The organism is Erythrobacter sp. F6033, assembly GCF_023016005.1.
In the GTDB taxonomy this organism is placed as follows: domain Bacteria; phylum Pseudomonadota; class Alphaproteobacteria; order Sphingomonadales; family Sphingomonadaceae; genus Erythrobacter.
Genome location: NZ_JALKAZ010000001.1, coordinates 2,015,606 through 2,028,780, shown reverse-complemented (window position 1 = coordinate 2,028,780; position 13,175 = coordinate 2,015,606). Strand labels below are relative to the sequence as shown.

The window sequence follows — 13,175 nt, the reverse complement described above, 5'->3', positions numbered from 1 at the left end:
CCCGATTACCCCTTCGCCGCAGCTGGCTCGGCGCTTTCGCCCAACAGCTCGCTCGCCACGGTAATGTAATTGCGGCCCGCATGTTGGGCAGCCTCGACCGCTTCGACCACATTCATTTTTTTGCGTGCGCCAGCAAGGCGGATGAGCATCGGCAAGTTAATGCCTGCAATCACTTCGACTTTACCAGCATCGAGCAGTGAAATCGCGAGATTTGAAGGAGTTCCGCCAAACAGATCGGTTAGAATGATGACTCCGCTGCCGCTATCGACTTTGCCGATAGCATTCGCGATCTCTTCGCGCCGCAGTTCCATATCGTCACTCGGGCCAATGCAGACTGTGACGACATTTGCCTGAGGGCCAACGACGTGCTCCATCGCTTCGACGAATTGGTCCGCGAGGCGGCCGTGAGTGACCAGGATCAAACCAATCATGCGGGGGTGGGTCCGTTAGTTACCTTGGCGCTTGCCGCGTTCGATTTCGTCTGCAGCACGCGATCCTAAATTGCGATGCCTGACAGTGGGCGAAAATCCAGCCTCACGCAAGCCTTGGGCCATTCGTTCTGCGGTAAAGACGGATCGGTGTCTCCCGCCGGTACAACCAAATGCGACGTGAACATATGATTTTCCCTGCGCCTGATAACGCGGAAGCAGGGTCAGTAGCAGGTCGTGAATTTGCTCAAATGCGGTGCCGAACGCGGGATCTTTCTGGATATGTTCGCCAACGGGGGCGTCCTGTCCGGTCAACTCACGCAGGCCCTCTATCCAATGCGGATTGTCGAGGAAGCGCATGTCGAAAACAAGGTCTGCGAGCGGCGGCATCCCGCGGGCAAAGCCGAAGCTGGACACGGTCAGCGTCATCGCTCCATCATCGCGCTGCTCGAAAAGATCGCGGACATGGCCCTGCAGATCGTTGGCCGACATGTCGCTGGTATCGATTACAATGTCAGCCCAGCGGCGCAGCGGTTCGAGCAATTCGCGTTCTGCCCCGATACCGTCGAGAAGAGGGCGGCCGTGCGTCATCGGGTGCCGGCGGCGAGTTTCGTTATACCGCCGCTCAAGCTCGGCATCGGCGCAATCGATAAACATGAAACTTACCGACAGATCATCGCGCTCGCTGAGATTCTTGAGCTGAGAGATAATGTTCGCAGGCACAAAACCGCGCGTGCGGGAATCAAACCCGATCGCCAGTGGGCCGCGTTCATGGCCGCCCTGATCATCCGGTTTTCCGACAAGACGTTTGAGCAGGCGCACGGGAAAGTTGTCGATTGTTTCCCAACCCAAATCCTCAAGCACATCGAGTGCGGTCGATTTTCCGGCGCCTGACAGCCCCGTAACAAGCAGGATACGTTGCGGACTGGCCGCGTCGGTTTGGGAATCGGAAGGGATCACGCTTTCCATATGGGTAGTCTCGCGGCGATTTGCGCGAATGGAAAGTGACTTTTTCGCTTACTTCTCTTTTGGAAGCGCAATCTGCTCAAACGCTGTACATCGACATGGCGTATTCCGCTCTGACGGCGGGAGCAATCGCGCCGGGAAGAAACGGAAGTACAGGAATGCGAAGTCCGATGATATCGCGTTTCGGGATCGTTCCGGGGAGGCGTTCGCCCTGTTCGCCCAGTGTCAGAATTAATCCCACTGGCGCAGCATCGACGACCGGCATGGTGAACAAGCCAAGCCCGCGAACTTCCAGGCTTCCTCGAATATTCGGCGGCGGTGAAGCGATAATCTGATCTTGCTCGCGGCGGATAGAAACCCCGTCATCTCCGATCAGCATCGCACCGCGATCAATCAGAGCGAGCGCAAGAGAAGATTTTCCAGAGCCCGGTGGTCCTTCCAGGATAAGGGCTCGATCGCCGATTTGTACGGCAGTGGCTTGCATCACGAAAGGTGCGTCAATTGTCATGCCGCCGGCAATGTGAGTTTGAGGCAGGCCCCTTGTTTGCCGTCTGGGCGAGCCTCCGCAATCAGGGAGCCGTCATGGGCCTCCGCAATGGCGCGTGCAATGGCTAGACCAAGACCGGAATGATTGCCGAAATCTTCGCGCTCGGGCCGGACGGAGTGGAACCGCTGGAACACTTTTTCGCGCGACGCCTCTGGAATCCCGGGACCAGAATCGCACACGGTCAGCATCACGCAATTGCCGTCATTGTCGATTGTGACTTCGATCGGAGCTTCAGGCGGAGAGAACGAAACAGCGTTGTCGAACAGGTTTTCGACCACCCGTTCGAGCCGGGCGCCTACACCGACAACCTTGGCGGCAAAGCCAACGGTGTTGAGTTCGATCCGGTGGTTCCGGTTCTCAGCGCGATATTCGCGGTTCCCGGCGATAGCGCGGACAAGGTCTGCCATATCGATCACCTCCCGCGTCGCGCGGGACATTTCGGCATCAATCCTGCTGGCGTCTGATATTTCGGTAACAAGCCGGTCGATCCGCCGGACATCGTGATTGGCGATTTGCTCAAGCTCGCGGCGCGTGTCCGGGTCGGTCACTTTCGGAAGCGATTCAACCGCGCTGCGCAGGCTCGCGAGCGGGTTTTTGATTTCGTGGGCGACGTCGGCAGCAAAACTATCGACGGCGTCGATCCGTTGCCGCAGCGTGCCTGTCATATCGGAAACGGCACGGGCCAGAAGCCCTATTTCGTCGTTGCGCTCTGGCAGACGCGGCACCTCGACGTCACGCTCGCGCCCTTGCCGGACTTTGACTGCTGCACGCGATAGCTGCCGCAGCGGCGTCACGATTGTTCGGGCCAGATACAGTGACAGCATTGCCGAGGCGAACAGGACAAGCAAAACCGCAGTCACCAAGGTTGAACGGGCAGAACGCACTGTCGCCGTAATGTCGACCGCGTTACGCACTGTCAGCAAGGTCGCCCCGTTCAATCCGACGGGAGCGGCAGCGGTGATAACGGGCGTTCCATCGACCCAATCATACAGATTGATCTGGCTCACCGCCTCTTCACGAGCAGCAATCAATTCTGGCCACGCGTCGGCGGTTTGACCTTCGGGTTCGACAAAATCGGTGACCGGTTCGGAGCTAACAATCGCATCAACCGTCCGGTCCATCCAACGCGCAAATTGCTGATCCCAGGTGTCATCGCTGATATCGTCAAATTCGAACGCGGGTTCATCCAGCGCGAAGCTATCGGCCCAAAGCTGACCTTCGGCATCGAACATGCGAAGCCGCATACCCTGTTCCTTGCCGATCTGGACCAGCAACGCTTCTTGCCGTTCGCGCGTCGCCCCGGCGAGCGCCTCTGCAGTGATCTGCGCTTCGATCCGCGCTAGCTTGAAGCGCTCGTCAATCAACTGGTTGCGGTAACTGTCGATGTAGAACAGACCACCGCCAAGCAAAGCGAGCGGCAGGATATTCACCGCCAGAATGCGCGCGGTTAGGGAGAACCGGCCAACCGGACTGAGCGTTTCGTCGCTGACTGTCGGCGTAGATTCTTCAGCCATCGTTGAAGCTGTATCCTGCTCCATAAAGAGTTTCGATCGAAGAGAACTCATTATCAACGCTGCGGAATTTGCGCCGCATCCGCTTGATGTGGCTATCAACGGTGCGGTCATCGACGAAGATATCGTCCGGGTAAGCCGCATCCATCAACTGGTTGCGGCTTTTGATCACTCCGGGGCGCGCTGCCAGTGCCTCCAGAATGAGAAATTCGGTGACCGTCAGGCTGACGGGTTTGCCATCCCAGGTCACGTGGTGGCGGGCCGGGTCCATGTTAAGCCTACCTCGCGCAATCTCGTTCACCGCCGCCGGAACGGCGCTGCTGCTATCGCCGATCACTTCGCGAATAGGATCAGCGCGGCGCAGGATCGCCCGAATGCGCGCGATCAACAGGCGCTGGCTAAATGGTTTGGCGATGTAATCATCTGCGCCCATTTCCAGGCCGATCTCTTCGTCTTCCTCGTCATCCTTACTGGTAAGAAAAATAACTGGAAGCGCGACTTGCTCGCGAACCCGTTTGAGCAATTCAATCCCGTCCATCTTGGGCATTTTGATATCGAAAACACCGAGCGCAGGAGGGTTTTCAATCAACGCTTTGAGCGCGGTCTCACCATCGGAATAAAGGCGGGTAACAAACCCCTCTGCCTGCAGCGCGATTGAAACCGTTGTCAGAATATTTCGGTCATCATCGACCAAGGCGATGACGGGCGCGTCTTCATTGCCCGTTGTTACTGCCATATCTTCGGTCATTCGTGTCCTCTCACGCGCAATCTGTACCGCAGGGGCCGTACCACATGGGCATAGTGCATACGCAATTGCTAGCGGGTTCGATGCGCCGAAACAACGCGTAGGCTTTGTGAATGTCTCGCACCGCCGTGCTTTTCACACAGGATTGGGCAGATGTAGCAATCCGGCCTAGACCTTTATGCATACGTATGCGAAATGCGGCGCGAATCCAGTACCCCACATGATTGCCACCGGCAGTCGATTCATTTTCGCGGAGTAGATACGTTGACGCCTCTCGCCCAATCGTTGCCTGATCAGGGAATTGATACTCAGGCCAAAATTCACCCAAATCTTGGCACACCGGCTTTGGTCGAAGCCGCAGTTGCTGCCGGAGAGGGCTCGCTGTCGAAAAACGGCGCTTTGGTAGTGCAGACGGGCGCTAAAACCGGACGCAGCGCAAAGGACAAATTTATCGTGCGTGATGCGACGACCGAGGACACGGTTTGGTGGGGCAAGGTCAACGCCTCAATGACGCCGGAGCATTTCGCCAATCTCAAAGCCGACTTTATGACTGCGGTTGCAGGCAAAGAAACGCTGTACGTCGCCGATCTGTTCGGCGGGTCTCAGCCAGAGCACCGCGTCAATGTGCGCGTGATTAACGAGCTGGCTTGGCACAACCTGTTTATCCGCACGCTGCTGGTGCGTCCTACTGCGGATGAGCTAGCGGATTTTGCGCCGGAATACACGATCATCGATCTGCCAAGCTTTAAGGCCGATCCTGCACGTCACGGTACAAACAGCGAGACTGTGATCGCTGTAAACCTCACCGAAAAACTTATCCTGATTGGCGGCACGCGTTATGCGGGCGAGATGAAGAAGAGTGTCTTTGGCATTCTCAACTATCTCCTCCCGACCAAGGGCGTGATGCCGATGCATTGCTCCGCCAATGTGAGCGCCGACGGCAAGACGGCGGTGTTTTTCGGGCTTTCGGGCACGGGCAAAACCACTCTTTCCGCCGACGCATCGCGCACTCTTATCGGTGATGACGAGCACGGCTGGTCCGACACAGCGGTCTTCAATTTCGAAGGCGGCTGTTATGCCAAGATGATCCGCCTGTCCGAAGAGGCAGAGCCGGAAATCTACGCCACCACTAAGATGTTCGGCACTGTGCTCGAAAACGTCGTGATGGACCCGCAGACCCGCGAGCTTGATTTCGACGACAACACGCTCGCGGAGAACACCCGCGGTGCCTATCCGATCCACTACATCCCGAATACCAGCGAGAAGAACCTCGGTCCTGTGCCGAGCAATGTTGTGATGCTCACCGCCGATGCGTTTGGCGTGCTGCCTCCGATTGCGCGGCTAACGCCGGATCAGGCGATGTATCACTTCCTGTCGGGCTACACCGCGAAAGTTGCCGGAACCGAGATTGGCGTGACCGAGCCGGAAGCGACATTCTCGACCTGTTTCGGTGCGCCGTTCATGCCGCGTCACCCGAGCGTTTATGGCAACCTATTGAAAGAGCGCATCGCCAGCGGCGGTGTGCAGTGCTGGTTGCTCAACACCGGTTGGACCGGCGGCAAATATGGCGTTGGCAACCGTATGCCGATCAAGGCGACCCGCGCACTGCTCAACGCCGCGCTCGACGGTGATCTGGACAACGTTGAATTCCGCAAAGACGGCAATTTCGGCTTTGAAGTGCCGGTGCACGTGCCGGTTCTCGCGGCCCAAGGCATCGATCAGTCGATCCTTGATCCGCGCAGCACCTGGACCGACAAATCGGAGTACGACGCAACTGCGCACAAGCTTGTGCAATTGTTCATCGACAACTTCGAAGAATTTGCTGCCCACGTCGATGAAGGCGTGCGTCAGGCAGCCCCGGCGACACCCGTCGCCGCGTAAAACCCTATTCCCAGTTGGAGAGGAAGCCCCGCCCGGCGTAAGATCGGTGCGGGGCTTTTACGTTGTTTTACCCTGAGTTTCCGTCACACTTGCTAGGCGAATCGCATCAACAAATTTTTATGATGGAGAACAATCATGAGCTTGCTCGACGGAATTCTGAAAAACATTGGCGGCGCACCTGATGACGTAGCCAACTTGGCCGAGAAAATCGGCATTGATCCGGCCATGGCAGAGAAAGCAATCGCGGTGCTTGGTAAGACGCACCAGCAAGACGGCGACACTGTTGAACTCGCTTCGAAGGAAACCGGCCTCGACAGCGGCGTACTGAGCCAGATCGTTGAGCAAATTGGCGGCGAAGGCTCGCTTTCGAGCTTTGCATCGATGCTGGACCAGGACGGCGACGGCAATCCGTTGAACGATATTGCTGGCATGGCGTCTGGTCTGTTCGGCAAGAAATAAGCGCACAAGACAGGACAAGGAGAGAGCTATGAGCCTAGGACAAATGTTGCAGCAATCCGGAGCCATCGCGTCGATGGCGCGGGAGTTGGGCGTCGATGAAGCGACAGCCAAGTCGGCGGCGGGCGCTCTGCTTCCCGCGATTGTGGCCGGCATGGGCCGCAGCGCGACTGGCGGATCAAGTACGCCAGACCCGATGGGCGGCCTCGGCGGACTTGCCGGAGCCATCCTTGGCGGCGGCGGTTCTTCGTCGGGCGGCGGTCTTGGCAGTGTATTGGCAGGCGGCCTTGGCGGCGGTTTGCTGGATGCGGTGCTCGGCAATGATCCGACGCCAAGTCAGCCTGGCAACGACATACTTGGCAATATCTTTGGCAGCAAAGATGTGAGCCGTTCTGTCGCGGGTGAAGTCGCGGCGATGACCGGCCTTGACGAAGGCATGCTCAAGAAAATGCTGCCTATCCTCGCGATGGCCGTGGCCGGTTACATGGCGAAACAGGCGAGCGGTGGCGGCGCACCCGCTGGCGGATCGTCCGGCGGAAACCCGCTTGGCGGCATCCTGGGATCGATTGTCAGCGGCATGATGAAACGCTGACTTAGAATTCAGTGTTTAAGAGGGCGCGTCGGCTTAGACCGGTGCGCCCTTTTGCTATGAGTTAAGACGCTTCTTCACCATCACTGTCGCCGCCATTGCCGGTTTCTTCAATCTGCTGCCGGACTGCGCCGATATTCACGGGTGTCCCTTGCTCGATATCCGCAAGGTAATCCATCAATGCCCGCGCCATGCTCGCTTGCTTCCCGCCATGCGGGTTGGCGGCCACTGGCGCTAAAAGATACCGGGCAATATCAGGATCGCCTTCGGCAGCTTTCATCGCCGCCGCGTCAACTGCGAGCGCCTTGTCAAAAGGAGCCAGCTGGGTGGCACGCTCTAGCGCAAATTTCGCGCTTTCTGGCGGCTCAATCCCGCGTTGTGCAAAGCTGCGATAATAATAGATCAAAGGCTGCGTGTGATCGGCCTCAATGGCATTAAGCGCTTCGAACGGTTTCATCGCGGCTGAATATGCGGCTTTCTGATCTTCGGCATCCTTTGCCTTGCGGAACAGAGCATAACCTTGCTGGACATAGGCATTGGTCAGCGAAGGATCGGCTTTGATTGCGCGTTTGGCAGCGGCAATGGCGGCGTCATCATTGCCTGCGTCGTATTCCGCCTCAGAGAGAGCCTCCTGAACGGCGGCATCGGCGGGAAATGCAGCAGCCACCTCTCGCGCCTTTGCGACAACTTCCTGCGCTTTCTCGTCGCTAACACCGCGTTTCGACCGGATTATGACATCCATCATCTTGGCGTGGCCATCGCTGATTTCGGAAACAGTGACCGCACCGATCGAGATGTCGTTACCGCTAAACCGCATGCCGGCCATAGACCGCTGGCGACCATAGTCTTTTAGTTCGGATTCGAGCCTTTTAAGGTCGCCGAATATCGCATCCGCTGCCTCCATGCTGTCGGCTCCTGATGCGACAGCCTGCCAATATCGAACCAACTGACCCGAACGTTCAGGATTGAAGCGCAGATAGTGAAACAGCAGCCAGCTTCGACCGTAAAACGCGTCATATCGATTGCCCCGATTTTCCCGATAGAGCTCATAATCGAGCAATTCCTGAACCGGCACGGGCGCGGCCTGACTGATTTCGTAGGCGCGCTCATTATTGGGCAGGCCGATATCGACCGACCCGTCATCATTGAAACGGGCAGACGAGAAATATTCAGCGCCTCCTTCGCTAAGCCATCTGGGCATCGCGTGACGGGCCGATGATATGAGGAAGTGGTGCGCATATTCATGCAACAGGATCGAAAAAGACCGATCGAGTGCCCCACCACTTGAGCCGCGGCTAAAGCGGCTGCCTGTACCCTGGCGGCTTGTATCGCGGGCGCGGATTTTGATGTTCGGTACGAAGGTGACCGATCCATTCGCACGTGGGATATAAAAGCCCGCAACCGATGAATTTGGATTGCCATAGACATCGCGCAGATTGTCTCTGCTGCCGACCATATAGACTGTCAGCCGGTTGGACGGGCTGGGAACCGGGACTTTCCGGCCGCTCTCGAGCTCCATCGCTACATGATAGCGTTCCAGCATCTCGGCAAACTGTTTTAGGTCACCGGCACGGCTGTCAGAATAGATGACGAACCGATCACTTTCAGCCTTATGCCATTCGGCAAAGGCTGGTTGCGCAAAGAACAGACAACCGATGATGAAAGTAATGAATCCGGCGTAACGAATCGAAATCAAGATAGCCCCCTAATCACAGCTAAAGACTGCAATGATTAAGGGGACTATATGAATTTCAGCCGTGTTGGCTAGCCCGAAATGGGCGCAATTACGTGGACTTAGCGGTTGTCTGAAGCTCATCCAGATAAGTCCAGATGCGGCTGACCACGACCGATCCTTCGCCCACGGCGCTGGCGACCCGTTTCACCGATCCGCTGCGCACATCGCCGACTGCAAAGATGCCGTCAGTGCCGGTTTCGAACGGTGTCTCCCGATCCACGCATGCACCGGTCAGAACAAAACCTTTGTCGTCGGTCTCGACCAAGCCGGAAAGCCAATCGGTGTTGGGTGCAGCGCCGATCATGATGAACAGCGCTGTCGTATCTTGCCGTGTCTCGCCATCCGGTGTTTTGAGCGTGACGCCTTCCAGCCAGCTTTCGCCATGCAGCTCGCTTACGCTGGTGTGGTAGTGAATTGTGACTTTGGGATCCGCTTCGAGGCGGCTTGAAAGGTAGCTGGACATGGACGCGGCGAGGGAGCCGGAGCGCACGATCAGGTGAACGTGTTTTGCGCTGCGGGAGAGATACATCGCCGCTTGCCCGGCGGAATTTCCACCGCCGATGACAACCGCTTCGGTGTTAGAGCAAAACCGCGCTTCCATTTCGGTGGCTGAATAGAACACGCCCGCACCTTCGAGTTCTTCAAGCTTTTCAAGCGGCAATCGCCTGTATTGCACGCCGGTGCTGACCAATATGGCTTTGGCGCAGATTTCGTCACCGTCATCCAGCGTAGCGCAGAACGATCCGTCCTCGCGTTTCGTCAGGCCTTTAACGCGGCGCGGCATCACGAACCGTGTGCCGAACTTCATCGCCTGTATCTGACCGCGCCAAACCAAATCGGTGCCGCTGATACCGGTCGGGAAGCCCATATAGTTTTCGATCCGACTGGATGTGCCCGCTTGCCCGCCAATGGCTGTGTCTTCGATAACAAGCGCGTCCAGACCTTCCGATCCGGCATAGACCGCTGCGGCCACACCAGCGGGGCCGCCGCCAACGATCAACAGATCAAAATCGCGCTGTGAGCAGATATTGAGATCGAGGCCCAGATATTGCGCGACTTTACGCGGGGTGGGGTCATCCAATTTCTGATCTGTGCCGAGCATGACGGAAGGCTCGTGGCCTGTCAGATCGCAGACCTTTGCAGTCTCCGCATCGCGCGCATCCATATCGAAGCTTTGAAACGGAATGCGGTTGCGTGACATGAATTGTTCTACCGCCTGAACTTTTGGATCACGATCGGCACCGATGATCTTTACCGCCGAGTTGCGAAGTTCAAATTGCTTCCGGCGCCTCGCAGAAAAAACGGTGATGATGTGATCGGACAGTTCGGGAATGCGGCTCATCAGATCGAGCATCGCCGTGCGCGGCGCTTCGATAACCCGTGTCTCTTTCGCAGCGCGCATTTTGAGATAGTGCACACCGGCGTTGAGGAACCCGATCTCTCCCATAAACTGCGTCGGGCCAAGGCTCGCTTCGAGCAGCCGCTCGCCTGTTCTCGGATCGACAACCTCCAGCTCGCCATCGATCACATAAACGAAAGTATCCATCGGATCGCCGAGGTCGGATACGATTGTGCCCGCAGGATAGGTCTTTTCTACGCCAATCTCGCAAATCGCGTCGACATGGTCGTCCGCCAGCGGGACGCGCCGCATGGTTTCGAGGTCTTGTCCAAGCTGTTCCACGCGCGTCTCCTGCTATTGCCGATGGAGGCTATGTGGGGTCAGGCACTTGCTCCTGCAATGTAGCGGCTTACGGTCTTATCGACGACATCGAGCGGCGCATTGCCGCCGAGGATCACAGCGGTGTTGAACGCTTTGAAATCGTAGGCATCGCCGAGCTCGGCTTCGGCGCGGGCGCGTTGACGCACGATTTCGCTGTGACCGATCTTGTAAGAGCACGCCTGTCCCGGCCAGCTGCAATAGCGGTCCACCTCGCCCGCGACCTCTTGCGGTTTTGAACCGTTGCGCTCGACGAAGAACTGGTTCGCCTGTTCGCGTGTCCAGCGTTTGGAGTGGAGGCCAGTGTCGACCACCAGACGGCAGGCGCGGAAGGCAAGGCTTTGCAAATAGCCGAGCCGCCCGACTTTGAAGTCATCATACGCGCCAAGCTCGTCCGCGAGTTGTTCGCCATAAAGCGCCCAGCCTTCCGAGAATGCGCCAAAGGCGAGGATTGATCGGATCAGCGGCAGGCGGTTTGAGTATTCGCCTTCCCACACATGGCCGGGAATGGACTCGTGATAGGTCAGATCGGCGAGATCGTATTTGCGGTGTAGATCGGTGTCGCGCAGATTGATCCAGAACCGGCCCGGGATTTTGCCATCCTTGCTGCCTGCGCCGCCATAGGCACCGGGCGCGCCCGCTTCCTCATTGATCGGGATGCGGACGACTTCCATGTTCGGATCGACCAGCTCGTTGAATGCACGCGGCATCTGCGCTTTGATCCATTCGATACGTTCATCGATGAAGTCGAAAATCTCTTTGCGGCCCGGATCGCCGGCGGCAAATTTGTAGCGCGGATCATCGCCCAACGCCTGCATCCGCTCTCCGACGGTGCCGCTGGTATATCCGATTTCCTGAAGGATCGGGTCCATCCGGCCATGCAGTTCCTCAAGCTCATCAAGGCCCTGTTGGTGGATTTCATCTGGCGAAAGGGAAGTGGTGGTCGATGCGCTGGTGGACCATGCATACCATTCATCGCCATCGGGCTGCGCCCACATTCCGGCATCGGATTTGGCGTCTGCACGTTGAGATTTGAGTTCTTCGAGTTGACGCTGGAGTGCGGGCAGCAGGCCGTCATTGACCAATTTCGCCGCTTGATCGGTTGCTTCGTTAGCCGCACCGACATCTGACGCTGCGAGCGGCGCTGTGTAGGCGCCGCCTTTATTGGCTGCATCAGCGATATTGGTTTCCATCTGCGCTATGGTTTTGTCGAGCAGGAAGTCAGGCGGGATCACACCGTGCGCGCGGGTCGCCTTCATCGTCTCGGTTTCCGCATCGAGGATGCCCTCAACCTCTCCGAGGCGTGACAGGTAGAAGTCGACATCTTCTTCGCTGCGCAAAGGCTGCGTTGAGCCAAAGAAGCGCGGGAAGTCGATATAGCCGCCAACGTTCTGGATCACGGAGTAGGGCGCGTTGCGCCAGCTGCCCACGGCGACCTCACCGTAAGGAAGGCTCATACCCTCAACTGCTTTGTCAAAGGCGCTTTCAACCACATCAAAGCCGACCTGCTGGTCAGCCGTCAGCCCGTCTTTGGGATAATCGCGCGCTTCATCGCGCAGCCGTGTGAGCGTCGCCTTGTACTTCTCGCGGCCTTCCTCACCGGGAATTCCGAACGTGCCGCGCCATGCCGCATAGTCGCCCGTGTCGACGCCCAAGCCTGTTGCGCGGCCCGGCTCATGCTCCAGCATGTCATAGCCGATTTTCTCAAGCATCGCGTCGGGAGCGAGGGCAGGTGCGCTTCCGAGGATATCCGAGCAACCCGGAATGAGCGCCAAAGCAGAAACGCCGCCAAGCCCCTTAAGGGCGTGGCGGCGTGTGAGTGTAAAGTTTGTGTCTGTCATGACGCGAAGTGATACTCCGCGTCGTTAGACTGTCAATTTAGTTGTTCGGACAAATCAGTTTTTCAGATCGTCAGGAACGATGCCGCCAGCGTCGGCGATTTTCTGCATCACAGCCTTGTGAAGCGCGATGTTCTGTTCTGCAGTGCCTTCGTATCCGGCGATGCCGACTTCGCCTGCGAGTTCTTTGCGGTTGGCATAGCTTGGATCGATCTGAACCAGTTTCATCAGATCGACGATTGAAGACTGCCAGTTGAGCTTGTCAGAGCCAGGGATTGAGCCAATGCGTGCAACCACATCGACTTCGGCGATCGCTGCGCGCTCTTTCGGAGCTTCTGCGGCTGGCGCTGCTTCTGTCTTCTCTTCTTCGTCTGAACCGAAAATTGCGCCTTTGATTGAACTGAAAATTCCCATGTGATCCTCCATTTATGCTGCATGACGGCTTGACCCGATTGCCGAGTCAAACTCTTGCAGCCATGATGTAGAGAGTTTGTTACAAGCGCAAGGACAAGCCGCTGCGCATTTGTAAAATGGGGTAATTGCCGCGATGACCGATATCGTGCTTTCGATTGTTATGCTGGCCGCGTTCGCGTTGATCGCTGGAGCGTTTTTCTTTTGGAGGAGGACGGGTGAGGTGAAGCAGCCTGCGCTGATGGTTATCCTCGCAATCATTGCAATCGGTAACGTGCTGATCTGGACGGTGCCGACCGCTGACGGAGATTCTCCGGCAGAAAAAGTTGAAGCCGGGGCCGAATAGGCCCC

At 57.4% G+C, this 13,175-nt stretch carries 13 protein-coding genes; 4 read left to right on the top strand and 9 right to left on the bottom strand.

Going from position 1 to position 13,175, the window contains the following annotated elements:
• Positions 1-5 precede the first annotated feature (5 nt).
• The 5 genes from MWU39_RS09730 to MWU39_RS09710 form a co-directional block, all read right to left on the bottom strand.
• Positions 6-431, bottom strand: a complete 426-nt coding sequence (locus MWU39_RS09730) for a PTS sugar transporter subunit IIA (protein ID WP_247159793.1) — start codon at positions 429-431, stop codon at positions 6-8.
• Between the two features lie 15 nt (positions 432-446).
• Positions 447-1,397: an RNase adapter RapZ gene (rapZ, locus tag MWU39_RS09725; RefSeq protein ID WP_247159792.1), complete on the bottom strand. Its 951-nt coding sequence runs from the start codon at positions 1,395-1,397 to the stop codon at positions 447-449.
• 76 nt (positions 1,398-1,473) lie between these two features.
• Positions 1,474-1,878, bottom strand: a complete 405-nt coding sequence (locus tag MWU39_RS09720; RefSeq protein WP_247159791.1) for an HPr kinase/phosphatase C-terminal domain-containing protein — start codon at positions 1,876-1,878, stop codon at positions 1,474-1,476.
• Positions 1,879-1,898: 20 nt separating this feature from the next.
• The gene (locus MWU39_RS09715) at positions 1,899-3,455 is read right to left on the bottom strand and encodes a HAMP domain-containing sensor histidine kinase (RefSeq protein WP_247159790.1); all 1,557 of its coding nucleotides are present in this window, start codon (positions 3,453-3,455) and stop codon (positions 1,899-1,901) included.
• Entirely contained in the window at positions 3,448-4,200 is a 753-nt protein-coding gene (locus MWU39_RS09710; RefSeq protein WP_247159789.1) for a response regulator transcription factor, read from the bottom strand. Before MWU39_RS09710 ends, MWU39_RS09715 begins: the two co-directional genes overlap by 8 nt.
• Positions 4,201-4,461: 261 nt before the next feature.
• On the opposite strand from MWU39_RS09710, the gene MWU39_RS09705 reads away from it, so the two are divergent.
• The 3 genes from MWU39_RS09705 (at position 4,462) to MWU39_RS09695 (ending at position 7,126) form a co-directional block, all read left to right on the top strand.
• Complete coding sequence (locus tag MWU39_RS09705; RefSeq protein WP_247159788.1) at positions 4,462-6,078, top strand: phosphoenolpyruvate carboxykinase; 1,617 nt, start codon at positions 4,462-4,464, stop codon at positions 6,076-6,078.
• Positions 6,079-6,213: 135 nt separating this feature from the next.
• The gene (locus tag MWU39_RS09700) at positions 6,214-6,537 is read left to right on the top strand and encodes a hypothetical protein (RefSeq protein WP_247159787.1); all 324 of its coding nucleotides are present in this window, start codon (positions 6,214-6,216) and stop codon (positions 6,535-6,537) included.
• Between the two features lie 28 nt (positions 6,538-6,565).
• On the top strand, positions 6,566-7,126 hold the full coding sequence (locus MWU39_RS09695) for a DUF937 domain-containing protein (protein WP_247159786.1): 561 nt from the start codon (positions 6,566-6,568) through the stop codon (positions 7,124-7,126).
• Positions 7,127-7,187: 61 nt separating this feature from the next.
• Here the strand turns inward: MWU39_RS09695 and MWU39_RS09690 are convergent, their stop codons facing one another.
• The 4 genes from MWU39_RS09690 to MWU39_RS09675 all read right to left on the bottom strand — a co-directional run bounded on the left by MWU39_RS09690 (position 7,188) and on the right by MWU39_RS09675 (position 12,827).
• On the bottom strand, positions 7,188-8,819 hold the full coding sequence (locus tag MWU39_RS09690; RefSeq protein ID WP_247159785.1) for a DUF1570 domain-containing protein: 1,632 nt from the start codon (positions 8,817-8,819) through the stop codon (positions 7,188-7,190).
• 88 nt (positions 8,820-8,907) lie between these two features.
• A complete protein-coding gene (locus MWU39_RS09685; protein ID WP_247159784.1) occupies positions 8,908-10,539 on the bottom strand; it encodes a cyclic nucleotide-binding domain-containing thioredoxin-disulfide reductase in 1,632 nt (543 codons plus the stop codon).
• A 38-nt stretch (positions 10,540-10,577) separates the two neighbouring features.
• On the bottom strand, positions 10,578-12,416 hold the full coding sequence (locus MWU39_RS09680) for a DUF885 domain-containing protein (protein WP_247159783.1): 1,839 nt from the start codon (positions 12,414-12,416) through the stop codon (positions 10,578-10,580).
• 54 nt (positions 12,417-12,470) lie between these two features.
• Positions 12,471-12,827, bottom strand: a complete 357-nt coding sequence (locus tag MWU39_RS09675; RefSeq protein ID WP_247159782.1) for a DUF3597 domain-containing protein — start codon at positions 12,825-12,827, stop codon at positions 12,471-12,473.
• Positions 12,828-12,960: 133 nt separating this feature from the next.
• On the opposite strand from MWU39_RS09675, the gene MWU39_RS09670 reads away from it, so the two are divergent.
• On the top strand, positions 12,961-13,170 hold the full coding sequence (locus MWU39_RS09670; RefSeq protein ID WP_247159781.1) for a hypothetical protein: 210 nt from the start codon (positions 12,961-12,963) through the stop codon (positions 13,168-13,170).
• Positions 13,171-13,175: the final 5 nt, after the last annotated feature.